Source organism: Myroides fluvii, from assembly GCF_009792295.1.
Taxonomy (GTDB): domain Bacteria; phylum Bacteroidota; class Bacteroidia; order Flavobacteriales; family Flavobacteriaceae; genus Flavobacterium; species Flavobacterium fluvii_A.
The window spans coordinates 1,078,753-1,103,623 of the sequence record NZ_CP039934.1; the positions used below are offsets into that span (position 1 = coordinate 1,078,753).

The following is a 24,871-nucleotide window of genomic DNA, read 5'->3' on the forward strand; positions in this document are numbered from 1 at the left end:
TTTTTTACGTATATTTGAGCCAATTAAGATTAATAATCGGCTCATGACTTACAATTGGCAACATCCAAACTGGCCCCATTTCACGTATGACACCACAGCAATTGATGCGTGTGTGTCTACTTTTACTTTGGCATTAGGAGAAGTTAAAGGCATCTTGGACATCTTACAAGAAGAAGAGAAAGAAGAAACTTTACTCCAATTTATGATTGATGAAGCGATTAAAACTTCCGAAATTGAAGGAGAATTTTACAGTCGCCAAGACATTCTATCCTCCATAAAAAACAAAATTGGCTTAGCCACTCCCAAGCATTTAATCTTAGATAAACGAGCAGAAGGGATTAGTGAATTGATGATTGAAGTTCGCTCTAGTCATGACAAACCCTTATCAGAAATATTGCTTCAAACCTGGCATCGTATTTTATTTGCTCAATCCTTTCGCATAGAAGGAGGGCAATATAGACAAGGGGAACATCCTATGCAAATTGTATCGGGAGCTCATGGCAAGGAAACTATTCATTACGAAGCACCTCCTTCGATACAGATTCATGAAGAAATGCAGCGTTTTGTTCAATGGTACAGTCAATATAGCATTGCGCCTTTGGATTTTAAAAGCGCCTTAATTAAAACAGCAATCTGTCATTTATATTTTGAATCTATTCACCCTTTTGAGGATGGCAATGGGCGAATTGGACGTGCTTTGGCTGAAAAGTGTCTGGCAGAATCATTTCCATTTCCGCTGGTTTTGAGTTTATCCAAAACAATTGAGAAAGATAAAAAGGTATATTATTCAAGTTTAAAAGAAGCTCAGCGTTCCCTGGACATTACAAACTGGATTATTTATTTCACTGGTATTATTGTCGAAGCACAACAACAAGCCAAGCAAACCATTCTTTTCACCATCAATAAAGCTCATTTTTTTAATCAGTATACATCCCAACTCAACGAGCGTCAACACAAAGTGATGCGCAAGATGTTTGATTTTGGTTTAGAGGATTTTACAGGAAGTCTATCGGCCAAGAAGTACCAATCGATGACCAAGACATCCAAAGCTACAGCTACTCGCGATTTACAAGACCTGGTAGAAAAAAAGATTCTTGTGGCAACAGGAGCAGGACGTTCCGTGCGTTACAACTTAAATGTACCTTAAATAATAAAACAGTGGCACATGCCTTTACCTGCTAAAAAAACGACAATTTAGCTATACTTTCACTTGCAAAAATTGCACATATGTAAATATTACTTATTTTTGTTGTCACAACTGATAAACTTAAGAATATTATGAAACCAGATTTATTTCAGGCGCCGGATTACTATCTTTTAGATGATTTGCTTACAGAAGAGCACAAATTGATTCGCGATGCAGCGAGAGCATGGGTAAAAAAAGAAGTATCTCCAATTATAGAGGAATATGCTCAAAAAGCAGAATTTCCAAAACAAATCATCAAAGGTTTGGGTGAAATTGGAGGATTTGGTCCTTATATTCCAACAGAATACGGCGGAGCAGGATTAGACCAAATTTCATATGGTTTAATTATGCAAGAAATTGAAAGAGGTGATTCAGGTGTACGTTCAACATCATCTGTTCAGTCTTCTTTAGTTATGTATCCGATTTGGAAATACGGTAACGAAGAGCAACGCAACAAATATTTACCAAAATTAGCAACTGGAGAAATGATTGGTTGTTTTGGTTTAACTGAACCTGACCATGGTTCAAATCCAGGGGGATTGATTACCAATTTCAAAGATATGGGCGATCACTACCTATTAAACGGAGCAAAAATGTGGATTTCGAATGCACCATTTGCTGATATTGCAGTGGTTTGGGCGAAAAACGAAGAAGGTAGAATTCACGGATTAATCGTTGAAAGAGGAATGGAAGGTTTCTCTACACCGGAAACACACAACAAATGGTCCTTAAGAGCATCTGCAACAGGAGAGCTTATTTTTGATAACGTAAAAGTTCCGAAAGAAAACTTATTGCCAAACAAATCAGGATTAGGAGCACCACTAGGATGCTTAGACTCTGCGCGTTATGGAATTGCTTGGGGAGCTATTGGAGCAGCCATGGATTGTTATGATACTGCTTTGCGTTACTCACAAGAGCGCATTCAGTTTGACAAGCCAATTGGAGCAACTCAATTACAACAAAAGAAATTAGCTGAGATGATTACTGAAATCACAAAAGCGCAATTATTAACTTGGCGTTTAGGTGTTTTGAGAAACGAAGGAAGAGCGACAACCGCTCAGATCTCTATGGCAAAACGCAACAACGTAGCGATGGCATTAGAAATTGCTCGTGATGCACGTCAAATGTTAGGAGGAATGGGTATCACAGGTGAGTATTCGATTATGCGTCACATGATGAACCTTGAATCAGTTGTAACCTATGAAGGAACACACGATATCCACTTGTTAATTACAGGTATGGATGTAACTGGATTTCCAGCATTCAAGTAGTCTAGCTTATAACAAAATAGATAAACTTTATATAAAGAGCTTCTCCTTACCGAGAAGCTTTTTTATTTTTGCATAAATCTTTTAGTCATTATGAATATTCAAACCGTTAATCAACTGATTACCCCAGAACGCCAAGCTCTATTGGAGCATCCTTTATACCAAAAAATCACAACCGTTACCCATTTGCAAAACTTCATGGAAGGTCATGTCTATGCCGTATGGGATTTCATGTCTTTACTAAAAGCATTGCAGCAAAAACTAACCTGTACCACAACCCCGTGGTTTGCTTCTCCTTATCCACAGACGCGTTATTTAATTAATGAAATCGTCTTAGCCGAAGAATCGGACCTTGCGATGGATGGACAGCGTTTGAGTCATTTTGAGATGTATGTAGATGCCATGCAAGATGCCCAAGCCGATGTACAAACCGTTGGTGCTTTTTTACAGTCTTTACAAGAAGGAAAAACAATTGGTAAAGCGATTGATTTGTTGGATGTCGATCGAGATATCAAAAACTTCCTCACCTTTACTTTTGACGTCATTGCTCAAGGGAAGCCCCATGAAATTGCAGCCGCTTTTACTTTTGGTCGTGAAGATTTGATTCCAGCCATGTTTACCGAAATCTTAAAAGGGTTTCAACTTAACTTTCCCGAAACAGACTTATCCAAATTAATTTATTACTTTGAGCGTCACATTGAATTAGATGGAGACGAGCACGGTCCGATGGCCATGCAAATGATTTCGGAATTATGTGGTTCTGATGAACAAAAATGGCAAGACGTTGTTCGCGTATCCAAGGAAGCCTTAGTGAAGCGCTATGGCCTATGGAATGCAATTGAACGAACAATCGAAGCAAATTAATTAATTCTATAAATAAAAACACAAAGCTATGAATCCATTAAAAGGAAAAAATGCAATCATCACAGGCGGAGGAAGAGGTTTAGGAAAAGCCACTGCACTTGCCTTTGCACAAGAGGGAATTAACGTGGCCATTACGGGTCGAAACGAAGAGCGTTTAAAACAAACGGTTGCTGAATTAACAGCTTTAGGTGTAAAAGCAACCTATGCTGTATTCGATGTGGTAGACAAATCAGCCGTGCACACGGAAATCGCTAAAGTAATTGATTTCTTAGGTGGCATTGATATTTTAGTTAACAATGCGGGAATTTCTGAATTTGGGAAATTTGCGGATATGCCTGCAGACCGTTGGGAGGAAATTTTACTGACCAACGTGATGGGCGTTTACAATGTAACGCGTGAAGTATTACCTCATTTACTTGCTAAAAATGAAGGAGACATTTTCAATGTAGCTTCAACGGCAGGATTAAATGGAAATCCAGCAACTTCGGCTTATTCAGCATCGAAATTTGCGGTTATCGGCCTATCAGAATCCTTAATGAAAGAAGTTCGAAAAAACAATATTCGCGTGTGTACGTTAACACCGAGTACCATTGCATCCGATATGTCGATTGAATTAGGACTAACTGATGGTAATCCAGACCACATCTTACAACCCGAAGATTTTGCGGAATTGCTTGTGGCAACCCTAAAATTACCGAGAAGAGCGATGTTGAAAACCGCGTCTTTATGGACAACAAACCCCGTATAGTATACAAGAAAAAAAAGCCTTAGTTAATGTAAACCAAGGCTTTTTTTGTACTAAAATGATCTAATATTGTTATTTTCTAATGCTGTCATGACTCTGTGTTTCAACGCCATCATTCCCTAAGGTAAGGATATCTGTTGCAACAGCAGCATCACTTTCAGCTGCAATAGCAAGTTAACCGCGGTGTTTCGCTGCTGTACCTGCTACATAAATCCCTTGGGCAACAAGGTGATTCATATTTTTCAATTGAATGCTATTCTTTGAACCTTTTATTTGGCTGCGCTACCTAAAATTTGTGCGCAGGAAACGCCAGAAACGCTCCACCAATAATTAAAACATCCTAAAACCAACACCGTTGATTTATTTTGTTTTCTCGTCAATTAACTTTGAAGTTCTGTAAATCAACAGAATACAAACTGCGCATAATAATGCTATAATACCAATTAAAGCAATCAAACTGTCCCCTTGAAATAAGTTATTAAAATCAAGCATTGTGATATTTAATACGATTAAGGCAACAACAAATGCAATAATAATGTAACTGAATATTTTCATTATTTCTAAAAAGATTTTGATTCTATTGTTCGAAAGTACAAAATAAAAATCATCTAGACACCGCTTTAACATTCCTACTATATAATTTAACAACGCAATGCTTCGCTTAATCGACTCCACCCCTGCTTTATAAACTACACAAAAAGAGAACTTTATGCTTTAATAACTTTCATTTTTACAATCGTTTAATTCCTTTGCTTCCCTTTAATACATACGCTAAGCGAGGGTAAAAAACGATAGGAGACCTTGCTGGAAATCTTGTTTATCCGTTGGTTTTTCTCAATTCAACTCTTCTATTTTTTGCTTTGTTTGCCTCAGAGTCATTGGCAAGCAGTGGACGTTCAGCTCCAAATCCTGTTGCAGTTAGGCGATTTGGGGCTACCTTTTGTTCCTCCAATGCTGTTTTTACTGCTAACGCACGCGCAGTTGACAGTTTTTTATTGTGATTTGCATCCCCTACATTATCCGTATGTCCTTCAATTGCGATAGTCAATTGAGCGTCTTTTTGCAACGTGACAGCAATTTCATTGACAACCTCTTTCCCCTCTGGAGTAAGTGTCGATTGATCATGATTAAAGTTGATGTACAAAATTGACTTTCCCGTTTCTGCAAGTGATTTCATAATTTCATCTGCAGTAATCTTCGTCATCGTTTGTTCAAAGGCTTTCACCTGAAGTACATTTAATTTAGCCGATACATTATTGACCGTATATTGAATGTAAATATCTCCCTGTTCTTTATGGCGAATAACGTAAAACGCAATCGGCTCATCCGCATAGCCTATATCCCCCTCATCTCCTTTGTGTGGATCTAATTTATTGTATCGATCATACTCTTCTCTCGTGATGCGCTCTTCAGCTATTTTAACTGCTCCAATCGATTTCAAATACTCTTCCATACTACGTCTAAAAAGGCGTTCCGAGAATTGCTCTCCACTTACCGCAGTAAGATTCGCTTTGTACAATCTACCTTCAACCTCTGTCATCATCCCTTGAACAGGGAAAAAACAAACGTCAAAATCGCGCAACAAGGGACGATTCAATTCTTTCACACCTTTGGGCAATGCCAAATAAGGGAAATCTCCAATATCTGCTGTTGTAAAAGGAATTTTGGATAAATCAAGCTCCGCTTGCACCGCAGGAGTTGTTTCTGTTTCTTGTGTTGTTGAGCCGTCTTGGTGTTCTAAAACAGTTTCCGTCTCTTCTTTTGGTGTTTGTTTACAGGCCATTAATGCAACCCCGACCACAAACAATAGAGCTATTTTTTTCATGTGTTTTTAGGCTATGTTTTTACTCCTTAAAAATCGATTTAAATTTTGACACTTGCAATATCTCCTCTTTAAGAAATCATTTTTTATTCTTCTAAAAGGCATTCTCCCTTCCCATACTTTTATTTTTTTTCCCTAACTGCGCACATTTACGCCCCTGTTGATTAAAAAAACAGGACAAGTACACGCTAAAAATCAAGCAGTTAATTTAGTTTCATTATAAAATAGCAGTTGAATACGAGGAAGAGGAACATATCTGTGAAAGATTTGTAATTTTGTAGCCTCAAAAATAAATAAAAATGTTTCAAATCGGTCAAGCCTTAGTATCAGAAGATATTTTAGAAAAAGAATTTGTGTGCAACCTAACGGCTTGTAAAGGTCAGTGTTGTATAGATGGAGATGCTGGAGCCCCAGTAGAAGAAGAAGAAACGGCTATTTTAGATGAAATATTTGAAACGGTAAAACCCTATTTGCGTCCGGAGGGCATTGCAGCTATTGAGCAACAAGGAACCTACATTATTGGAGAAGATGGCGAATATGAAACGCCATTAATTCACGGAGGAGAATGTGCTTATGTCATTTACGATAATGGCATGGCGCTGTGTGGAATTGAAAAAGCTTATTTAGAGAAAAAAATCGATTGGAAGAAGCCGATTTCTTGTCACTTATACCCTATCCGCATAAAAGAATATGCTTCCTTTTCTGCGGTGAATTACCACAAATGGCATATCTGCAGTGATGCATGTGCCTTAGGAAAGGAATTAGAAGTTCCGGTGTATAAATTTTTAAAAGATCCTTTGACGCGTAAATACGGTTCTGAATGGTACGAAGAACTTGAATTAGTTGCCAAAGAATACTATAAAAAATAAACTTATTTCACGTATAGGGTTTGCTGTCCATAGTCGAGAATTGCTTGACCTAATGCAAACACATCAGACCCTATAATACCGTGAACATTCTTCGTTTTATACTCTGTGAGTGCGGTATTCACGTGACTCAAATCCAACAAAACGAAATTGAAATTTTCTTTTTTCCATCGTCCCATTTGAATTTGGTTGTGGTAACTCACTTGTGTTAACATGCCATTAGCCCCTGCCCCTGAAGCCTTTGTTTCAGAATCCGAAGGCGTTAAATTAAAATGGTCGATACTTTGAAAATCAATACAACTATTAGAAGCCCCCGTATCTAGGATAAAATCTCCCCATACTCCATTTACTTTTACACGTACAAAAAGGTGGTTTGTTCGCGCTATTTTGAAGCGAATTTGTTTATAGCGCTCTTTTTTTAACCAATCTTTATAGTTTTCCATCAATTAAGTTTAGTTTTAATACTTTTTATAAGGTACTTTTGTAGTTTGAAAGATACTACTTTGTAGAATATTACCAAAGCATGATTTTTACCGATACTCATACACATCTTTATTCAGATGCATTTGCGGAAGATCGCAAAGAAACAATAAATCGCGCAATATCAAATGGAGTTACGCGTTTTTTTATACCTGCTATTGATTCAGGCTACGCTCAGGCGATGTTTGATTTGGAAGCAGCGTTTCCGGATTGCATTTTTTTAATGATGGGATTACATCCAACAGATGTAAAGCCAGAGACGTATCAGCAAGAGCTTGCTTTTGTAGAGACAGAGTTAGCACGTCGGAAGTATTATGCCGTTGGCGAAATTGGCGTAGATTTATATTGGGACAAAACCACATTGGCTATCCAACAAGAAGTTTTTCAACAGCAGATTCAGCTTGCTAAAAAACATCAACTACCGATTAATATACACTGCCGAGATGCCTTTGATGAAGTATTTGAAGTCTTAGAACTAGAAAAAGGCAAAGAACTCCGCGGTATTTTCCACTGTTTTACTGGTACAGAAGAGCAAGCACAACAAGCGATGAGTTACAACCTCAAATTGGGAATTGGTGGTGTTGCTACTTTTAAAAACGGAAAAATTGATCAATTTTTAAACAAAATACCGTTAGAGCATATCGTATTAGAAACTGATTCTCCGTATCTTGCACCAGTGCCTTTCAGAGGCAAGAGAAATGAAAGCGCTTATATTGTCAATATAGCAGAAAAGTTAGCAGAACTATATGGGCTTCCATTAGAAACAATTGCAAATCAAACAACTGCAAATTCAAAAGCAGTTTTTGGTATCTAATTGTAAAACATAGAAACATAACATTTAAGTTTACATAAATATTTAAAACACTAATGTCTAAGTTTGATTCAATACGCCATTATCACGATCACGAAGTAAACGAGGTTTTACAAAAAATCTCTAAACATCCTATGATCAAAGCGTTAATGGGATTTACTTTTCCAAATAAAACCGAACAGCAATGGATGGAAGATTTGAGCAAAGTAACTTCCATTCAGCAATTTCAAGAAGATTTTGCTTACTACTCTATTCTTAGAATTCTAGAGAAAAGCTCCAATGGACTTTCCACTTCTGGATTTGAGAAATTAGAAAAAGATACGGCTTATTTATATATATCTAATCACCGTGACATTATCATGGATACATCTTTATTGAATGTAACCTTAAAAGATCACGGCTTGACGATGACGGCTTCTGCTATTGGAGATAATCTGGTACAGAAATCGTTTTTACTAGCTCTAGCTAAAGTAAACCGCAACTTTTTAGTACGTCGAAAACTAACACCAAGAGAACTATTAGAGAGCTCTCGTTTGATGTCAGAATACATCCACAGCTTACTTGTGGAAGAAAACCGTTCTGTATGGATTGCACAGCGTGAAGGGCGAACTAAAGATGGAAACGATGCTACCCATACGGGAGTATTAAAAATGATTGGCATGGATGCTGGACAAGAAAATCTACTGGATTACTTCAAGCATTTAAAAATCGTTCCTGTTTCAATTTCGTATGAATACGATCCTACGGACGCGTTAAAAATGCCACAGCTATTAGCTATTGCTAATAATGAAACATACATTAAAGAGAAAAACGAAGATTTCGTCAATTTATACAGTGGTATTATCGGTCAAAAGAAAGGGATTCACATTCACGTTGGGGATGTGATTGACACGGAATTGGATCAGATTAAAGCCATTGCAGACAAACCGAATAAACAATTACAAGCTTTAGCTCAGGTGATTGATCATTCGATTATTATGAATTACCACTTATGGCCAACGAATTATATCGCTTACGATATTCTAAACAATACGGATAAATTCTCCGATCGCTATAGTGAAAAGGAAAAACAATTGTTTGAACGTCGTTTAGAGTTACGCGTCAACAAACAAGAGCAAAAAGTGGTAGACAACTTCTTGTCGATGTATGCGAATCCTGTAGTGAATAAATTAAAATTACAAGATGAACAATAAGCCTTCTATTTTACTAATCTATACAGGTGGAACAATCGGTATGGTTAAAGATTTTAAAACGGGTGCTTTGCGCGCGTTTAACTTTAATCAATTGGTGGAGCGCATCCCCGAATTACATTTGTTGGATTGTGCAATAGAAACGCATTCCTTTGATGTACCAATTGATTCTTCGGATATGCAACCCAATTTATGGGTGCAAATGGCTAGTATTGTAGAAGATAATTACGAGCGTTTTGATGGATTTGTCATTTTACACGGATCCGATACGATGTCCTATTCTGCTTCGGCTTTGAGTTTTATGTTGGAGAATGTGCACAAGCCTGTGATTTTAACGGGCTCTCAATTGCCCATTGGCGATTTGCGTACCGATGCGAAAGAAAATTTAATTACAGCCATTCAGATTGCGGCATTACAAGAGAATAATACACCCGTAATCCAAGAGGTTTGCTTGTATTTTGAATATAAATTATACCGCGGCAATCGCACGTCTAAAGTCAGTGCAGAGTTATTTAATGCCTTTACCTCTCCGAATGTTCCCCATTTGGCAGAATCGGGAGTTAATTTGCGCATCAATCATTCGTTATTATTACAAAAACCGTTATCTTTGCCGCTGACCGTACACAAAAAGATGTCACGCAATGTGATGATTTTGCGTTTGTTTCCGGGGATTCAGCAGCACGTTTTGGAAGCTATTTTAGCCATTCCAAATTTGGAGGGAATTATTCTAGAAACCTATGGTGCAGGAAATGCTCCAACAGAGCCTTGGTTCTTGGACACCTTGCGTTGTGCAACCCAAAAGGGATTGAAGATTATCAATGTCACGCAATGTTCTAGTGGTAGTGTAATGATGGGGAAATACGAAACGAGTACGGAGCTAAAAGAGATTGGCGTTATTTCGGGTAAAGATATTACGACAGAAGCTGCGATTACCAAGTTGATGTTTTTATTAGCACAACCGACTATTGAAGATTTCAAAACCGCTTTCGAAACGCCAATTTGTGGCGAAATGGAAGCTTAATAATATAGAGAGAGGTGGCCGAGTGGTCGAAGGCGCACGCCTGGAAAGTGTGTATACGGCAACGTATCGAGGGTTCGAATCCCTTCCTCTCTGCAAGGAAAACCACCAACGGATGTTGGTGGTTTTTTTATTTGTATAAGGCTCGTGGAAAGTTCTACTTTCCTAAGAGGCGTTACAAATAAAAAAACAAGGCAAAGCGTAGCGGTGCAGTGGTTTTGCTTGTGAAAAAGACCTATTCTGGGAAAACCGAAGCGCAGCGGAGGTAATCCCTTTTTATAATAAGCCTCGTGGAAAGTTCTACTTTCCTAAGAGGCATTACAAATAAAAAAACGAGTTCGAATGCAAGGAGAGCGTGGTTTTTCTTGTGAAAAACACCCCTTCTGGGAAAACCGAAGCGCAGCGGAGGTAATCCTTATTCATGACAAAAATCAGAGGGAATCCTACTCCCTAAAGAACAAAAATCATTCCTAACATTTAATTCCCAATCAGCATAAAAAACCTATTCACTTAACTCAAATGAGCAAGTGAATTTCCGATAAAGACTTACGTGATGGCATAGTTACTTTTTTCACATCTTTCTTAATCAATTTATCTAATGCGATAACATCAACTAAAGTTTAAATTCTATACCCGAACTAATCGCATCAAAGGTTCAAAAGAATACATTGCAGCTCTTCGACCAGCTGCTTCTTCTCTTACAACTAAATAACCATTATCAACTAATTTTCTTATCATTAGTACCGCTGTTGCATTTGGAATTTTTGTCGTACCCACAAATTTATTATTTCTAAACACAGGATAAGTAAAAATAAAATCCAGTATTTCCATATTCCATTTTGAAGAAAGCAAATCTGAAAATTCTATTTTTGTTATCTCGTACAAATTCTTAATACTTTCTGCTATTTCTAAATTTCTGATGGCTTGACTTTCCACCGCCTTTAAAAAAAAACGTATCCATTCGTTCCAATCCTTTGTTTTGGAAACATTACGCATCTGCTCTATATATTCTTCTTTATTCTCTTCAAAATATCCACTAATAAAAAAATGAGGCTGTGAAAGAATTTTCTCTCGCCATAAATTCAACGTAATCAACATTCTTCCTATTCTTCCATTTCCATCCTTAAACGGGTGTAATGCTTCAAACTCTAAATGCATAATAGCTGTTTTAATTAATGGAGGAAAGCTACTCTCCATTAAAAATGCAAAAAGACACTCCAAGCCATCGTCTAAATTTTCAGGTCTTATAGGTATAAACTGTATTTCTTTTTTAAGTCTATCTGCTAAATAATTTTGTTCTTTTTTAAACTCCCCTGGAGATTTATTTGCCCCTCTACCTAAGTACAGTAGCTGTTGATGCATTTGCTTAATAAAACTTAATGAAAAATTATAACCACTTTCTAAGGCACTTTGTCCATTTTTCAAAGCCCTCTGATACAAGATAGTTTCGATAATATCGGCTTTTGCAGTAGCTGTGTCTTCTCCTTCATAATCCGCTTCATATTGAAGTATCTCATCCATTGTACTAATTGTACCTTCAATTCTGGACGATATTACAGCTTCTTGATTTCGCAAAGGAGCTAATAGAATTTCAGTGTTATGTAGATTTTTTAGCATCTGGTCAAAACGAGCCAACGCATCAGTTGCTTGTACCAACTCTTGTATAAAAAGAGAGTAATTAACATGTTCTGGGGGAAAACTATTGTAGTGATAATCTACTGCTTTGTCTAAATTATAATCCATAACCTGATATTTGTATACAAATTTAAAGAAATAAAATCAACCAACTTGCCTTGACTACAAAAAACAACACAATCCTGTAAACAAATATATTTGTTTACAATTCTTGTCATCAAAAAATGAACACAAGCTTACTTGATTACAAAAAAGTCTCATTTCTATAAACAAAATATCCTGATCATAAAAAAATAAAGCGCGGCGGTGCCTTGTTTTTCCTTGTGAGAAAGACTCCCTCTGGAAAAACCGCAGCGCAGCGGAGGTAATCCCTTACCTGATAAGCCTTGTGGGGAGTCCCACTCACCAAAGAGACGTTACAAATAAAAAAACAAGGCAAAGCGCAGCGGTGCCGTGGTTTTTCTTGTGAAAAATACCCCTTCTGGGAAAACCGCAGCGCAGCGGAGGTAGTCCCTTTTTTTCTAAATACAATTACCCAAATGACATCGTTTTAACCTTGCAAAATATTTCAGTTTCGCTCCTTAAAAAGTATTCTTTCACCACCTTAATACCATAGTATTCAGCAACATAAAACTTATATTTAATTTTTATAAAGATGCATAACTACAACAGATACATTATTAGAATATACTATTTAATAATACAATTCAGTAGGCAAAACTTCTTCTATAGTCTATAACTAATTTACTCACTACCTTACAGTAAACTTATTATAATATTAGCAGTATTTTACTTCCAATTTACCAATCGTGTCAAAATACAAACGATAATACTTTTTTATTTTTTTCTTAAAAACTATCTTACTCTGTATCAAAGCATAAAGAATATCAAAAAACCTAAATCCTATAGAATACGAGAATATTATAATATTAGTATAAATTCTTCCAATTTAATTCTGATTAGCAATATTAAAATAGATTTTTTTAATTCGATTACACATTAGTGTCATTTAACGCAATTATCACACAAATTATTCAAATTAATTTCTAAATCAATAAAAAAGCTTTTAATTTAGCTTATTTACTAACCAAAATTTACAAAAACATAAATTGTATATCTACAAGTCATAAAAACTTAAATTAGGATAACATTTGTTTTACATGCATAAACAAGACCTTGACGCCATATTCAAGGAACAAACCTTATATTCATCAAACTATCAACACACTTAAAACCAGAAATCTATATTATGGAAAATGAATTGAAACTTAAACTTGAACAATTACATAAAAGAGTAGATAACTTAAAAGATCAAATTCAAACAGAAGAAGCAACAAAGAATGCTTTCATTATGCCCTTTATACAAATACTAGGTTATGATGTTTTCAACCCCACAGAAGTCATTCCTGAGTTTATTTGTGATATAGGAACAAAAAAAGGCGAAAAAGTAGATTATGTTATCATGAAAGACAATGACCCTGTTCTTATTATTGAATGTAAACATTGGAAGACAAATACTGATGCACATAATTCTCAATTACATCGATATTATCATGTTTCTAATGCTAAATTTGGTGTTTTGACCAATGGTTTAATCTATAATTTCTATACAGATTTAGAAAAACCTAACATAATGGATGAAAAACCTTTTTTCACCCTTGATTTATCTAATCTAAAGGACACCAACATCAGTATTCTTAATAACTTTACCAAAAAAAGTTTTAATTTAGAAAACATTCTTGATTCTGCTGAAGCCCTTAAATATATTGAAGCTATAAGAAAAGAATTTGAAAAAGAACTACAAAATCCCTCAGATGAAATTATTAAAGTATTAGTTAGTCGATTCTTCGATCGCCCATTTACTGCATCTAGGTTAGTATCATTTAGAGAATATACGAAGAAAGCGTTCGCTAATTCCATTAATGATTCAATTAATTTACGTCTAAAAAATGCATTAAATATTAATGAAACTATTCCTTCAAAAGAGATAGAACATGTAGCTCCGATAGATCAAAACGCTGAAGTTGAAAAAATAATCACTACAGAAGAAGAAATAGAAGGTTTCCAAATAGTAAAAGCTATTTTACGAGAAGACTTACCCGCTGATAGGATAGCTTTTAGAGACACGCAATCTTATTTTGGAATTCTACTTGATGACAACAATAGAAAACCTCTTTGTAGATTACATTTTAATTCCTCTACCAAATATATTGAGCTATTTCATAATGGAAAAGAAAATGGGGAAAGAAAAATTTTAGACTCATTAGAAGATATATATAACTATAAGAATGAACTACTACAGACAATCAAAAATTATCAATAATCCAATATAGATAAGCAGTTGAAATAAATAAAAACCGATAACAATGTTATTGGTTTTTATTTACCTCTTCAAAATCGAATAAATCGCCGTATCCACAAATTGACCCCCGTGAAATTCACTTTCTTTAAAGTAAGCTTCTCTAACGAATCCACATTTTTCTAATACCCTTTGTGAACTGATATTTTCAGGGTAAATAACCGCTTCGATGGAGTGAAACCCCAAAGTGCGAAATCCAAAATCTACTATTCCTTGTAGCGCTTCAGAAGCATATCCTTTTCCGTAAAATTCAGGCAAAAGCATATAGCCCGTTTCTGTGCGGTAATGTTGTAGTTTCATGCGGTAGAATCCTATAGTTCCGATCATTTGTCCCGTTTCTTTTAAGGTAATGGTCCAATTGATGCATTCCTTATTTTCCATGCGCTGTTGTAGGGAATTGATATATTCTTCCGCTTCCCTCCTCTCAGTAGCTAAAGGCACGGGAATATATTTCATTACCTCAGCACTGGAACGCATGGCAAACATGTCGTCGGCATCGCCAAAATTAGTTGCTCTTAAGAGTAAACGCTCGGTTTCAAGTAAGGGAAATATAGGTAGGTTTAGTTGTAACATAGTAAAATTCTAGTATGAGGCTTAAAAGTAAAGAGAAAAGATTGTTTTATCGCTACTCTATCTAAACTGATTCCATACCTAATTTTCTCTTGATTGCTAAATTGAAAACCTATCACACTTTGTTTTTCTGTATAGGAGCATTTTTTCTATTCCATCCCAACACTAATTACATTTTTTTGATTAAAAAAACAAATAAGTCTATAATTATTCAAACAAACCAAGCAAACACATCTAAAACTATCAACAAAACCTCCTATATTAGTACTACATAAAATGCAGAACTGATTACAATTTTAGTTTCGTTACTTGCTATTTTTCCATTATTTACAAAACTTATTGATCTTCAAGATAAGAAAATAGCATTACTGTTCATCTATAAAAACAGTTGATTATCACTCACAAGCAACTCTTGCTAAACCTCAACTCGAAACAAAATTGTAATTAAATTGAGTAAGACTTTCACCTCTTAATGAAAGTCTTACTTTTTTTTCGCAGGAAAATTATCACCGATTTCGACTCGCTTCTAGTGCTTTTCCTAATGAAATAACTGTTGAAACTGCGGGAAATAATCTCGAAGACTGGAACATGATTTAACTCGAATTCAAAATAAAGAGAATAAAATGATCGTTCCTCCAAACTACAACTCGACTCTTTGTCTACCATCAAGAAGTACACGCTACTTTATAGGCCAAGGATATATGACCAAGCAGAGTCCTTTACTATATTTCTTATCTTTGTTTTTACGGGCACTTACTTAGGATGCCTTTGTCGTTCATTCATCCATATAATACTACAACTATGACGCGATCAAAAACGTTTCTCTCTCCTCCTGTTGCTATACTTTTCCTTTGTTTGCTACTATTAACCAGTTGCTCTAAGTCCTATGTGGTAGACAATCAATTTGTAACCGCAACAGTTCCCTATGATTACCAAGACCTCACCAATTTTGCTCAAGATGATGTTCTCTACTTGGATTCTTTCAAGCTCAATGGATTAGAGCGTATTCTCTCCATTGACAATATTCAGGACTTACTCATTCAACCCAACAGTCAAACTATTTTAGAAGACACACCCGTAGAAGTTTTAGCCCGTCGATTGCGTGGCATTGAGCGGGAGTCTCATGACCCTGATTTCCCATGGAAGAACTTCAAATTAGTAGAGGCACCTAAATCCATTACATTTAAAGGGCGTCCCGCAGCAGAGGCAACTTTTGACGTAGTTGAATATGTCAATCGCATTGATGATACCATTTCAAAACGAGTAAAACGCATGGTTATATTTGTGGATGACGATTTGTGGAATATTGTATTGGCTCCTTCAGAATCGAAATATTACAAAGATGAAATGGAAATTTTTGAAACCATTTTGGAAAGCTTACAAATAAAAAAATAAGATAATGAATAACAAAACACTTCGTTTCTCTACTGATTTACATCTAGAAAATAAAAGAAAGAATAAAGCGCTACGCTTGCTCCTCTTGACGTTATCACTCGTTGCTTTTACGTCCTGTGGTACTTATGAAAAAGCAAAACCTTTAGATGCTTCCACACATTACTTCCCATCTAAAGTCAAGGATCAAGAACGCGTGATTGTCTTAAAGGAAATTCCCCTATCTGCCGACACTTTAAAAAGTGTACTCCTGACTACGGACGAAATTTATTGGTCAACAATGGGGAAAAATCTAAACTATTTTGACGAGGTACTCACCGTTAGCGAACTTCAGCAGAAGCTTATTCAACGAGGAGTTTCAACAGATCAAGTAGACCTAGCAAAGGGAATTGGTCTTCAGGCTGTACACGATTTATACAAACCTTATGTTGCCCTTGGATTGGAGAAATACCAACTTGAGAATGGAAAGTGGCATGCGTGGATGTATCTCTATGATCCAAAACGAGAAGAAACCATCTATGAGTGTGCAATTCCCTTGAATTTGATGTGGGATGGATGGACCGATCAAGCAACCCTTTTTCCCCTTTTTAATTCACTCTTAGATTATTTGCGCAAACAAAAGTAAAAGTAAAAACCCCTTAATTACAACGAAGTAAACAAGGGGTTTTGGTTAAAATAGCACCGTGTAAGACACGGTTAACACACGTTTTTAATTTTAAGCATCAATCTAAGGTGATTGTATATTCATTTTCTATCTCTTTTTTATAAGCAAGAGGCGCAGTCTTAGGGGATAAGGCAAACAGAGGGGAAAACGTTTTTACTTTGATTGTTCTTCCATCTGGATAAAACTCTAAGATTCGCACTAAGCCATCTCCACCATTGCCATAATGTCCGCCTCCTTCCGCTTGCATATCAAACAGCATCTGATGCACGGTACGCCCTTCCTTATTTGGATCTGTTCGATATCCCGTTCCAGCAATATGTCCGGATAAAACCAATTCAATCTGCTTATTGGGATATACTAACTTCTCCCATATTTGTGCTCCATTATTCGCATTGGGCAGAACAATACGCTCTGATTTGAGCTGTTTCTTCTCTTTGATATAGGGTTCAAAAATCACCCATTTATTTGCTCCTTCTAAACGTTCGTTTGTTCGATTGAGATACGCATGTGTGAGTAGAATCACTTTGTGGTTTTTGTATTCCTCAAAATTCAGGATCGTATTCGCCCAATCGACCGTTTGATTACGGGGTGCATATTCTAAATTCAGGACGAGAAAATCTTGTCCGTGTAAATCTCTGAACTCATACATTGCATTGCTCAACGTCGGTTGATTTCTTGCGTCCCATCCATATTGCACCAAGTGCTTGCGATTGAGGTAATTTTGATCTATCGTAAAATAATCATCATACTGAGAGGTTCTATTGCCCTCCCTATCAATGGTATAGTCGTGATTTCCTGTTGCTAGAATATAGGGCACTTTATGATTGAGAATTCCGAACGATTTAGAAACAAATTCCCATTGCTCTTTGGATGGTACATCTCCATCATGTCCTGGCAAAATGACCTGATCTTGTTCGACCAAATCCCCTACACACAAAACCATCTTGATTTGTAACGGATCAACATTGGCACTAATCCATTGATTCATTACATCTAAAATTGGTTGATTTTGGTAGTACTTCACATAATTCTGCACATCGGGTACCAAGACCATCGACCAGGAATTGGGGTGATCCAATTTCACCGTACTAGCATATTGTTGTGCTTTTAGGGATAAAGTGGACAACAACAGACTGACGATTCCTAGTATTTGATATCGTATTTTCATCTTAATAGCCTGGGTTTTGAATGATATTTGCATTGACAATTACCTCTTTAGATGGAATTGGCCATAAATACTGTTTTTGACTATCAAAGGCGCGATTTGCTAATACTTTTATTGTTCCTCTAGCCACTAAACGATCAAAAACAGGTAATCCGTCTTGATCAATTGTAGGACTATCCGACCAAAACCACAGATTTTTATCTACTACTTCACTCTGCAAGGGTTTAGGATCTAGTAAGCCATAATTAGGTCTGTTTAAGGCTTTTTCTGCCAATCTCCATCGAACTAAATCTTCTATTCTTTTATTCTCCCAAGCGAATTCCACTCTTCTTTCCAAGCGCAATAATCGACGCATTTCCCCTTGTGAGGCCAATGCAACAGCTGGTGCTTTGATTCCACTGTTGTGGTATCCTCTTGCTCTGACTTTGTATATTGATTCTGCAACTTGTTGATCCAATTCACCCAATTCGATCTTGGCTTCGGCCAGCATTAACAAAACGTCTGCATAGCGCATAATGATGATGTCATTTTCCATCAAATAATCGTCATTCCAATCTTCGTCAACTCCTTTTTTCAATGATAATCCGTTATAAGAGGCATAGGTATCTACACTTCTTGTATCCTTATTCTTCACTTGTTGTCCTGTAGTTGTATTCAAAACTTTGGTTGCATCAGGACGCGGATTGTACACATACCCCAAAAAATGTTGATCAAATTCTACTATCGTTGCCACTAAACGAGGATCTCTATTTTTAAATGGTTCTTTAGAATTGAATAAGGGCGATTCGTCAATTGTTTTTCCATCAATACACAAATAGGAAGCGAATAAATCCCAAGAAGGCTGCGCTACATTGGCTCCCCCTGCATTGCGCGTCACGAAGTTCTTTACGTTTAACGTCGAATTTAAGGTAGCTAATCGTGGAATGCCGAATATGGTTTCTTTCGTATTTTTTGTTTTTGATAAGAAATAGGTGGCATAATCTTCATGTAATTCATATACGCCTAGCTTGATACAAGCTTCACTGGCTTCTTTTGCTGTTTTAAAATCGAGAATATTTAATGCTGTTCTGGCTTTAAATGCATATACAGCACCTTTTGTTAATCGAGCAGTACTTGTTCCTTTATATACTTCTGGTAAATGTTCTACGGCAAAGTCAAAATCTCGATACACTTGATCCAACACTACTTTTTTATCCGTACGCCCCATCGAAAAAGCCTCCTCAATGGTCAATTGATCGGTGTAAAAAGGCACATCTCCATAATAAAACACCAAGCGACCATAAAAAATAGCGCGGAAAGCTCTTGCTTCTGCTTCGAACTGCTTTTTATCCGTTTCACTTAAGTTTCCTTTGTTATTTTTTAGATTGACTAAAATTGTATTCGCTCTAGAAATACCCTTATAGGTATTGTGCCAAAAATTAGTTGATACCCCCCATTCACTATTAATTCCCGCAGAAGCATAGCTATTCATCACCTGTCTTTGCGACCAGTTATCGCTCATTCGCTCTGAGTTCCAGTTAATATCCAGATCCCATAGATATTCTCTATAGAAATCGGCAATGGAAATTTCGTATTCTTTTTTGTCGGCATACCAATTTTCTGTAGAAGCATTGGCAGGTGGGTTTAAATCTAAATCAGCACAGCTGGTGGTTAATCCCAATAAGACGAATAGTACATATATTTTTTTCATGTGATAACGTTTAAAAATTAACCGATACTCCAAAATTGATGGATTTGGTGATATAAGAATTATAGAGTGTTTCTGGGTCGAAACCTTTAGGAAAATCACTTACCGTAAAAAAGTCATTCAAGGATAGGTATACTCTCAATCGATCAATTAGAATAGGCTTGGTTACTTCTTTAGGGAAGTTATACGCTAGGGTGATGTTCTTAATTCTGAAATAAGCACCATTAACTAGCCAAAGGGTAGATGTTTTATAGTTGTTATTTTCAGCACTTGCATGTGATAATCGTGGGTATTTTGCTGCTATATTTTCACTTTCTGTATTATATGGACTCCAATATCTACCATCTATCTCTTGCATCGGACTTGTCCAAGAAGATTGGAAAGGTCTCATTTGCTCTTCTGTCAACAAGCTTTGTCTCTTGCCTACACCTTGAAAAGCCATGCCCAACTCAATACCTTTATATTCCATGTGGATATTCCCCCCATAGGTAAAACGAGGCAATGAACTTCCCAGAGGTACACGATCATAATCAGCAGAAATCTTACCATCTGGTACTCCATCAGGGCCGCTAATATCTTTGTACTTTACATCTCCTGGTTTCGTTGTAGTACTCAATAACGCACTATTGCCAATTTCTTCTTGCGATTGAAACAATCCCTCTGCCACATATCCATACCATGCATTGTAAGGCGTTCCTTCTCTAATGATTTGATTGTTGCTAATTACAATACGGTCATTTAAATTCCCCATCATGGTTTTAGAATCCGATACATTCAAACCAATACTGTATTTAAAATCTTTCATCTGATCTCTCCAAGTGACATCCAAATCCCAGCCTTCTGTATGCATTTCTCCAGCATTTTGACTTGGATTTTCAAATCCCATAAAAGCGGGAATCTCCAACTCGAGCAACATATCTTTGGTTTTCTTTTTATAGTAATCTGCAGTTATTCCTAAGCGGTTATTTAAGAAGTACATATCCACTCCAAAATCGGTAGAGGTTGTCGTTTCCCAAGTAATATTCTCAATCGCATATTGAATTTGAGCAGCCGTTAACGAAGATAAAATCTGTCCATCTTGGTAAAACAACGTATTGGAAAAACCAATAGACGATTGGTAGGGATAATTTCCAATCCGTTCATTTCCTAGCATTCCCCAAGACCCTCTTACTTTCAAATTGCTAAATACGTTTTGCCCTTGCATAAATTCCTCATTAGAAAGGGTCCATCCAACGGATACAGAAGGAAACGTTCCCCATCTATAGTTGGAATGAAAACGAGAAGAACCATCTTTTCTGATATTGGCTTGGATATGGTATTTATCCTTGTAATTGTAAATCAATCGACCAAAAAAGGAACGGTAGGCGGTTTCGTATTTATTCCCTGAGTTGGTCATATAATCCACAGGCGCTAAATCCAAATAAGGAAAATTATCCAACTCCATATTATTGGCAGAAGCCCCTAAACTTTCTACCGAATTAAAATTGTCTTCATATCCCGCTAATAGATTAAAGCTGTGATCATTGTACGTTTTATTGTAATTAATCAATATTTGTTTGGTCAACTGTTTGCCTTCATTTCTATTCTCCACGAGTTTGGTACTTGCATGTCCATTGATATACCCTCCAAAACGCGTTGGATCTTGAGCATCATAATAGGGAATTTGTTTGGTAAAATTCTTTCTGCGATTAAAGTACAATTGAGGAGCTACAACCAAAGACACTTTTACATCACGTATCGGTGTAATATTTAAAGCAAAACGCCCATAGGCTTTATCTGAATAGTGCTTATTCTCCCCTCCATAATGTAAACTTGCATAGGCATTTGAACCTGATTTACCCTCTGCTATTCTTCCATCTTGCCACGTTGCTGCATAAATCGGGGCATAACGCATGGCTTCCCAAACGGGATTATTGGTTGGTGAGGTTTGATTGGTAGAATTATAAGAAAAGTCAACATCTCCAGACAAATACGAGTTGATTTCAACGCTATTGTTCAAACGCATCATGATGCGTTTGAAGTTTTCAACGGCATAAAGTGCTTCATTATTATCGTAGGTCATGCTCAAACGAGATTTGGTTTTTTCGCCTCCTCCAGACATAGAAAATGCATGACGCTGTTGATAGGCGGCTTTTTTCAGCAATAAATCCTGCCAATCTGTAATGGGAAATTGATCAGGATCGAGAGTATTATTTTGCTTCCACGTTTGAATCGCTTCTTGACTGTAAATACTATGTTGTCCATTTTCTGGATTTCCTGCATCATTCCAAGACATTTCATTGATCATTTCCATATAGCGTTTATAATCTACAGGTTTAGGCATAGCTGTGGGTTTATCTATCCCGTAATCTGCCTTATAGCTGAATTGAAATTCTCCGCTTTTTGCTCTTTTTGTCGTAATTAAAATAACCCCTGCCGCAGCTCTAGCTCCATAAATTGAAGCAGCAGAAGCATCTTTTAAAACGGATATTTCTGCAATATCATTCGTATTCACCTCATCGATATTATCTTGAGCCACACCGTCGACAATAATCAAAGGATTACTATCGCCAATCGTAGTAATTCCTCGTACGCGGATTGTAGCACCCGCTCCAGTTTTATTGCTATTTCTCGTTACTGTCACACCAGACATTTGACCTTGTAAGGCTTGAGACAATTGGGTTGTATTACGCTCTTCAATCAATTCTCCACTTACTTGCCCAACGGAACCTGTTAAGTCTTTTTTCTTCACTGTTCCATAACCGATCACTACAATCTCATCTAAAGCAGACGCCTGTTCACTTAATTTAATTTGCATGCTACTCGTTGCTTTTTGTACGATGGATTGATATCCCATAAAAGAAAACTCTAGTAAGTCATTTTCTTGTGCTTCCATACTAAATGCGCCATCTAAATCAGACATAGCGGATTGTTTAGAATTTAAGTTGACAACTGTCGCCCCAGGAAGACTCAAACCGTCTTCTGCGACAATTACGCCTTTAGCACTGATTCGCTTGCCCTTGGATTTACCTTGTTTTAATGAAAGGAGTTGATCATCCATCTGATGTGCGATTGCCCATTTACTTTGTAATACCTGCAATACTGTTTGTAAGGATACCGTTTGAGTGGTTAAGCTAATCTTGTTCTGAGTATTGATGGTTTGGTCGAGAAAAACCTTTAACTGCGTTTGTTGCTCAATCGCTTCGATAATCTGTTCTACTGTTACTTCTTGACTTGAGAGCCGTACTTCTACGTCTTTCAGTGCGCGTTTTTGCGCCCATCCGGTTGTTGCAATAAGGAGAAATAAAAGCAAGAATTGCTTTTTCATCCTTGTTTTAAAGAAATTGTTCATTGTTGTGTTTGTCGTTTACTATTGAATACTAATGGTTTGATTTTTATTTTTTATGGAAAGATTATGGATAAATCCAAGACTATTTAAAATCGCATAGAGCTCTTTTTTAGGGTAATCCCCTTGCACCAAAATATGGGATTTAGTCGGATCCTGAAGGACAATAGGTATTTGATAATACGCGGCCAATTCCGCAACAACCTGGTGCATCTCTTTTCCTTTAAAATTGAAAAAAGCTTGAGTGTGATTCAGTGTATTGGCAACTTGCTGGTGGTTTTTCCAAACAATACTATCCTTAGCTTGTAAAACAAAAAGTTTGGTATGCTCTCGTTCTAAAACAGCTACTTTTCCGTAATTCACTTTTACTTTATATGCTACATCTGAATCATCAACAAGGAAGCTCGTTCCCAAAACCGTTGTTTGAATATTTTTCGTGTGAACGATAAAAGCGAGATTGGGGTTTTTAGTGACGGAAAAGTCCGCTTTGCCCTTTAGGGTCACCTGACGATTCTCCTGATTAAAAGCTGAAGCAACCAAGAGGGAACTCCCCTTGTAAAGCGTAACGGATGAATGATCCTCTAAGACCACGGTCATGTCCTGATCAGCAGTATAGAGCAGCGGTGTATGGGTTGAAAGGGGTTTCCAAATGAATAGGGCAATGGGAAGCGCAATCGCCACACAAAAGGCCCCCACCTTGAAAATCGTTCGCTTGCGTTGGCGTTGACGCTTATGCTGTTGAATCTTACTTTTGATTCTTAGCTCCAAACGTTCGGTATCTTCTAAATGCTCTAGTGTGGAAACTTGCATTTTATCCACCCAACGGTCTAAAAAAGCATTTTCTTTTACTGTCGTCTTGCCTTGCGCGAAACGCTGTAAAATTGCTCTTATTTTTTTATCCATAAAATACACTGTTTTCTATAGAGTGTCAGAAAACGGAACATGGACTAATCTGTTAGGTAAACTTTACACAAGATTAATCTTGGTAACAATACCTTAATGTAAATAAACGAGAAGAAAAATGAGTTCAATGGAATATGGTAAATGTGCGCGCAGGGTTTGCAACGCTTTGGTAATATGATTTTTAACTGTGTGTTCAGATATATTCATGGCTTGAGCAATTTCTGCATAAGATTGTTCCGCATAAAAACGCAATTGAAACGCTTGATAACATTTCTCTGGTAAAAGTTCTGCTGCCTTTTGTTTAATCTGATCCAATAAATAGGCTTTAAAAATCTGCTGTTCTTCCGCTGTCATCAAATCGCATTCTTGTAGAGCTTCATAGGCTAGTTCCAATTCATTCGTTGTAAACGGACGTTTTCGCATATATTCAAAGCTCTTGTACTTGGCTGCTGCATATAAATACGACTTTATATTGTGAATTTCTAGGGTGTCCAATCTATTCCACACATCAATAAAAATCTCTTGAATGATATCTTCCGATTGCTTGCTATCTTTTGTAATGGTATAAGCATAGGAGTATAAAGGTTTCCAAAGTTCCATATAGATCTGATCTAACAGGTAATCGTTACGCTTAGACATGTTCTCTTTTTTAGCGTAAAAGTATTTATTCCATTCCTCCAAGGCTAAACCCGTTATTTTATTAAATCATTAAGTTTTTAAAAAAAAACTAAATCACTACAAAAGAACCAATTACCCATAAAAACCTTCCGTTTTTCCTTTTCGCTCTACGTTATAAACAGAACCAATTCGAGCACAAGATTACCAATCCATTAAGTCTTTTAAATGCGATCGCAAGGTGCGACCTAGTTATACACTTTGAGAAATTAGCAACGACGATTATACCTTCTGGTAATGAATTAA

The 24,871-nt window shown here is 36.7% G+C and carries 21 protein-coding genes, 1 tRNA gene and 1 pseudogene; 12 read left to right on the top strand and 11 right to left on the bottom strand.

Features of this window, described 5'->3' with window-relative positions:
- Positions 1 to 43: 43 nt before the first annotated feature.
- From FBR08_RS05030 to FBR08_RS05045, 4 genes are all read left to right on the top strand, one after another.
- The gene (locus FBR08_RS05030; RefSeq protein ID WP_158961713.1) at positions 44 to 1,147 is read left to right on the top strand and encodes a Fic family protein; all 1,104 of its coding nucleotides are present in this window, start codon (positions 44 to 46) and stop codon (positions 1,145 to 1,147) included.
- A 131-nt stretch (positions 1,148 to 1,278) separates the two neighbouring features.
- Positions 1,279 to 2,457: an acyl-CoA dehydrogenase family protein gene (locus FBR08_RS05035; RefSeq protein ID WP_158961714.1), complete on the top strand. Its 1,179-nt coding sequence runs from the start codon at positions 1,279 to 1,281 to the stop codon at positions 2,455 to 2,457.
- Between the two features lie 90 nt (positions 2,458 to 2,547).
- On the top strand, positions 2,548 to 3,318 hold the full coding sequence (locus FBR08_RS05040; RefSeq protein WP_158961715.1) for a DUF3050 domain-containing protein: 771 nt from the start codon (positions 2,548 to 2,550) through the stop codon (positions 3,316 to 3,318).
- Positions 3,319 to 3,346: 28 nt separating this feature from the next.
- Positions 3,347 to 4,066, top strand: a complete 720-nt coding sequence (locus tag FBR08_RS05045; protein WP_158961716.1) for a 3-ketoacyl-ACP reductase — start codon at positions 3,347 to 3,349, stop codon at positions 4,064 to 4,066.
- Between the two features lie 69 nt (positions 4,067 to 4,135).
- Here the strand turns inward: FBR08_RS05045 and FBR08_RS16870 are convergent.
- The 3 genes and pseudogenes from FBR08_RS16870 to FBR08_RS05060 all read right to left on the bottom strand — a co-directional run.
- A pseudogene (locus tag FBR08_RS16870) lies at positions 4,136 to 4,327 on the bottom strand (NAD(P)/FAD-dependent oxidoreductase); the annotation flags it as partial.
- 96 nt (positions 4,328 to 4,423) lie between these two features.
- Entirely contained in the window at positions 4,424 to 4,618 is a 195-nt protein-coding gene (locus FBR08_RS16875; protein ID WP_158961717.1) for a hypothetical protein, read from the bottom strand.
- Between the two features lie 262 nt (positions 4,619 to 4,880).
- Entirely contained in the window at positions 4,881 to 5,888 is a 1,008-nt protein-coding gene (locus FBR08_RS05060) for an OmpA family protein (RefSeq protein ID WP_158961718.1), read from the bottom strand.
- A gap of 296 nt (positions 5,889 to 6,184) precedes the next feature.
- Here FBR08_RS05060 and FBR08_RS05065 point away from each other — a divergent pair, with 296 nt between their 5' ends.
- The gene (locus FBR08_RS05065) at positions 6,185 to 6,754 is read left to right on the top strand and encodes a DUF3109 family protein (protein WP_158961719.1); all 570 of its coding nucleotides are present in this window, start codon (positions 6,185 to 6,187) and stop codon (positions 6,752 to 6,754) included.
- A 2-nt stretch (positions 6,755 to 6,756) separates the two neighbouring features.
- Here the strand turns inward: FBR08_RS05065 and FBR08_RS05070 are convergent, their stop codons facing one another.
- Positions 6,757 to 7,194, bottom strand: a complete 438-nt coding sequence (locus FBR08_RS05070; RefSeq protein ID WP_158961720.1) for a retropepsin-like aspartic protease — start codon at positions 7,192 to 7,194, stop codon at positions 6,757 to 6,759.
- An 80-nt stretch (positions 7,195 to 7,274) separates the two neighbouring features.
- Here FBR08_RS05070 and FBR08_RS05075 point away from each other — a divergent pair, with 80 nt between their 5' ends.
- The 4 genes from FBR08_RS05075 (at position 7,275) to FBR08_RS05090 (ending at position 10,346) form a co-directional block, all read left to right on the top strand.
- Positions 7,275 to 8,045, top strand: a complete 771-nt coding sequence (locus FBR08_RS05075; RefSeq protein WP_158961721.1) for a TatD family hydrolase — start codon at positions 7,275 to 7,277, stop codon at positions 8,043 to 8,045.
- Positions 8,046 to 8,098: 53 nt separating this feature from the next.
- Complete coding sequence (locus tag FBR08_RS05080) at positions 8,099 to 9,235, top strand: 1-acyl-sn-glycerol-3-phosphate acyltransferase (protein WP_158961722.1); 1,137 nt, start codon at positions 8,099 to 8,101, stop codon at positions 9,233 to 9,235.
- Entirely contained in the window at positions 9,225 to 10,253 is a 1,029-nt protein-coding gene (locus FBR08_RS05085; RefSeq protein ID WP_158961723.1) for an asparaginase, read from the top strand. Before FBR08_RS05080 ends, FBR08_RS05085 begins: the two co-directional genes overlap by 11 nt.
- Positions 10,254 to 10,261: 8 nt before the next feature.
- A tRNA-Ser gene (locus FBR08_RS05090) sits at positions 10,262 to 10,346 on the top strand.
- Positions 10,347 to 10,877: 531 nt separating this feature from the next.
- Here FBR08_RS05090 and FBR08_RS05095 read toward each other — a convergent pair.
- A complete protein-coding gene (locus tag FBR08_RS05095) occupies positions 10,878 to 11,993 on the bottom strand; it encodes a Fic family protein (protein ID WP_158961724.1) in 1,116 nt (371 codons plus the stop codon).
- Between the two features lie 1,141 nt (positions 11,994 to 13,134).
- Between FBR08_RS05095 and FBR08_RS05100 the strand changes: the two genes are divergently transcribed.
- Positions 13,135 to 14,208 carry a type I restriction endonuclease gene (locus FBR08_RS05100; protein WP_158961725.1) on the top strand — a complete coding sequence of 358 codons (1,074 nt, stop codon included), beginning with the start codon at positions 13,135 to 13,137 and terminating at the stop codon, positions 14,206 to 14,208.
- 60 nt (positions 14,209 to 14,268) lie between these two features.
- On the opposite strand, the gene FBR08_RS05105 is transcribed toward FBR08_RS05100, so the two are convergent.
- A complete protein-coding gene (locus tag FBR08_RS05105; protein ID WP_158961726.1) occupies positions 14,269 to 14,817 on the bottom strand; it encodes a GNAT family N-acetyltransferase in 549 nt (182 codons plus the stop codon).
- 798 nt (positions 14,818 to 15,615) lie between these two features.
- Here FBR08_RS05105 and FBR08_RS05110 point away from each other — a divergent pair.
- Both FBR08_RS05110 and FBR08_RS05115 read left to right on the top strand, forming a co-directional pair.
- Positions 15,616 to 16,209 carry a hypothetical protein gene (locus FBR08_RS05110; RefSeq protein ID WP_158961727.1) on the top strand — a complete coding sequence of 198 codons (594 nt, stop codon included), beginning with the start codon at positions 15,616 to 15,618 and terminating at the stop codon, positions 16,207 to 16,209.
- Positions 16,210 to 16,213: 4 nt separating this feature from the next.
- Positions 16,214 to 16,831 carry a hypothetical protein gene (locus FBR08_RS05115; RefSeq protein ID WP_158961728.1) on the top strand — a complete coding sequence of 206 codons (618 nt, stop codon included), beginning with the start codon at positions 16,214 to 16,216 and terminating at the stop codon, positions 16,829 to 16,831.
- Positions 16,832 to 16,928: 97 nt separating this feature from the next.
- Here the strand turns inward: FBR08_RS05115 and FBR08_RS05120 are convergent, their stop codons facing one another.
- From FBR08_RS05120 to FBR08_RS05140, 5 genes are all read right to left on the bottom strand, one after another.
- Positions 16,929 to 18,038: a metallophosphoesterase gene (locus FBR08_RS05120; protein ID WP_158961729.1), complete on the bottom strand. Its 1,110-nt coding sequence runs from the start codon at positions 18,036 to 18,038 to the stop codon at positions 16,929 to 16,931.
- Position 18,039: 1 nt separating this feature from the next.
- Complete coding sequence (locus tag FBR08_RS05125; protein WP_158961730.1) at positions 18,040 to 19,725, bottom strand: RagB/SusD family nutrient uptake outer membrane protein; 1,686 nt, start codon at positions 19,723 to 19,725, stop codon at positions 18,040 to 18,042.
- Between the two features lie 10 nt (positions 19,726 to 19,735).
- Entirely contained in the window at positions 19,736 to 23,029 is a 3,294-nt protein-coding gene (locus FBR08_RS05130) for a SusC/RagA family TonB-linked outer membrane protein (protein WP_158961731.1), read from the bottom strand.
- A 42-nt stretch (positions 23,030 to 23,071) separates the two neighbouring features.
- Positions 23,072 to 23,950 (bottom strand): FecR family protein, encoded by an 879-nt coding sequence (locus tag FBR08_RS05135; protein WP_158961732.1) that lies wholly within the window; start codon positions 23,948 to 23,950, stop codon positions 23,072 to 23,074.
- Between the two features lie 93 nt (positions 23,951 to 24,043).
- Positions 24,044 to 24,589 (bottom strand): RNA polymerase sigma factor, encoded by a 546-nt coding sequence (locus FBR08_RS05140; protein ID WP_158961733.1) that lies wholly within the window; start codon positions 24,587 to 24,589, stop codon positions 24,044 to 24,046.
- Between the last annotated feature and the right edge of the window lie 282 nt (positions 24,590 to 24,871).

Excerpts from the sequence above, each read along its gene's own strand:
- FBR08_RS05080 (WP_158961722.1), top strand. The coding sequence starts at position 8,099 with ATGTCTAAGTTTGATTCAATACGCCATTATCACGATCACGAAGTAAAC.
- FBR08_RS05035 (WP_158961714.1), top strand. The coding sequence starts at position 1,279 with ATGAAACCAGATTTATTTCAGGCGCCGGATTACTATCTTTTAGATGAT.
- FBR08_RS05105 (WP_158961726.1), bottom strand. The coding sequence starts at position 14,817 with ATGTTACAACTAAACCTACCTATATTTCCCTTACTTGAAACCGAGCGT.
- FBR08_RS05110 (WP_158961727.1), top strand. The coding sequence starts at position 15,616 with ATGACGCGATCAAAAACGTTTCTCTCTCCTCCTGTTGCTATACTTTTC.
- FBR08_RS05115 (WP_158961728.1), top strand. The coding sequence starts at position 16,214 with ATGAATAACAAAACACTTCGTTTCTCTACTGATTTACATCTAGAAAAT.
- FBR08_RS05040 (WP_158961715.1), top strand. The coding sequence starts at position 2,548 with ATGAATATTCAAACCGTTAATCAACTGATTACCCCAGAACGCCAAGCT.
- FBR08_RS05095 (WP_158961724.1), bottom strand. The coding sequence starts at position 11,993 with ATGGATTATAATTTAGACAAAGCAGTAGATTATCACTACAATAGTTTT.
- FBR08_RS05140 (WP_158961733.1), bottom strand. The coding sequence starts at position 24,589 with ATGTCTAAGCGTAACGATTACCTGTTAGATCAGATCTATATGGAACTT.
- FBR08_RS05100 (WP_158961725.1), top strand. The coding sequence starts at position 13,135 with ATGGAAAATGAATTGAAACTTAAACTTGAACAATTACATAAAAGAGTA.
- FBR08_RS05045 (WP_158961716.1), top strand. The coding sequence starts at position 3,347 with ATGAATCCATTAAAAGGAAAAAATGCAATCATCACAGGCGGAGGAAGA.
- FBR08_RS05085 (WP_158961723.1), top strand. The coding sequence starts at position 9,225 with ATGAACAATAAGCCTTCTATTTTACTAATCTATACAGGTGGAACAATC.
- FBR08_RS05075 (WP_158961721.1), top strand. The coding sequence starts at position 7,275 with ATGATTTTTACCGATACTCATACACATCTTTATTCAGATGCATTTGCG.
- FBR08_RS05030 (WP_158961713.1), top strand. The coding sequence starts at position 44 with ATGACTTACAATTGGCAACATCCAAACTGGCCCCATTTCACGTATGAC.
- FBR08_RS05070 (WP_158961720.1), bottom strand. The coding sequence starts at position 7,194 with ATGGAAAACTATAAAGATTGGTTAAAAAAAGAGCGCTATAAACAAATT.
- FBR08_RS16875 (WP_158961717.1), bottom strand. The coding sequence starts at position 4,618 with ATGAAAATATTCAGTTACATTATTATTGCATTTGTTGTTGCCTTAATC.
- FBR08_RS05060 (WP_158961718.1), bottom strand. The coding sequence starts at position 5,888 with ATGAAAAAAATAGCTCTATTGTTTGTGGTCGGGGTTGCATTAATGGCC.
- FBR08_RS05120 (WP_158961729.1), bottom strand. The coding sequence starts at position 18,038 with ATGAAAATACGATATCAAATACTAGGAATCGTCAGTCTGTTGTTGTCC.
- FBR08_RS05065 (WP_158961719.1), top strand. The coding sequence starts at position 6,185 with ATGTTTCAAATCGGTCAAGCCTTAGTATCAGAAGATATTTTAGAAAAA.
- FBR08_RS05135 (WP_158961732.1), bottom strand. The coding sequence starts at position 23,950 with ATGGATAAAAAAATAAGAGCAATTTTACAGCGTTTCGCGCAAGGCAAG.
- FBR08_RS05130 (WP_158961731.1), bottom strand. The coding sequence starts at position 23,029 with ATGAAAAAGCAATTCTTGCTTTTATTTCTCCTTATTGCAACAACCGGA.
- FBR08_RS05125 (WP_158961730.1), bottom strand. The coding sequence starts at position 19,725 with ATGAAAAAAATATATGTACTATTCGTCTTATTGGGATTAACCACCAGC.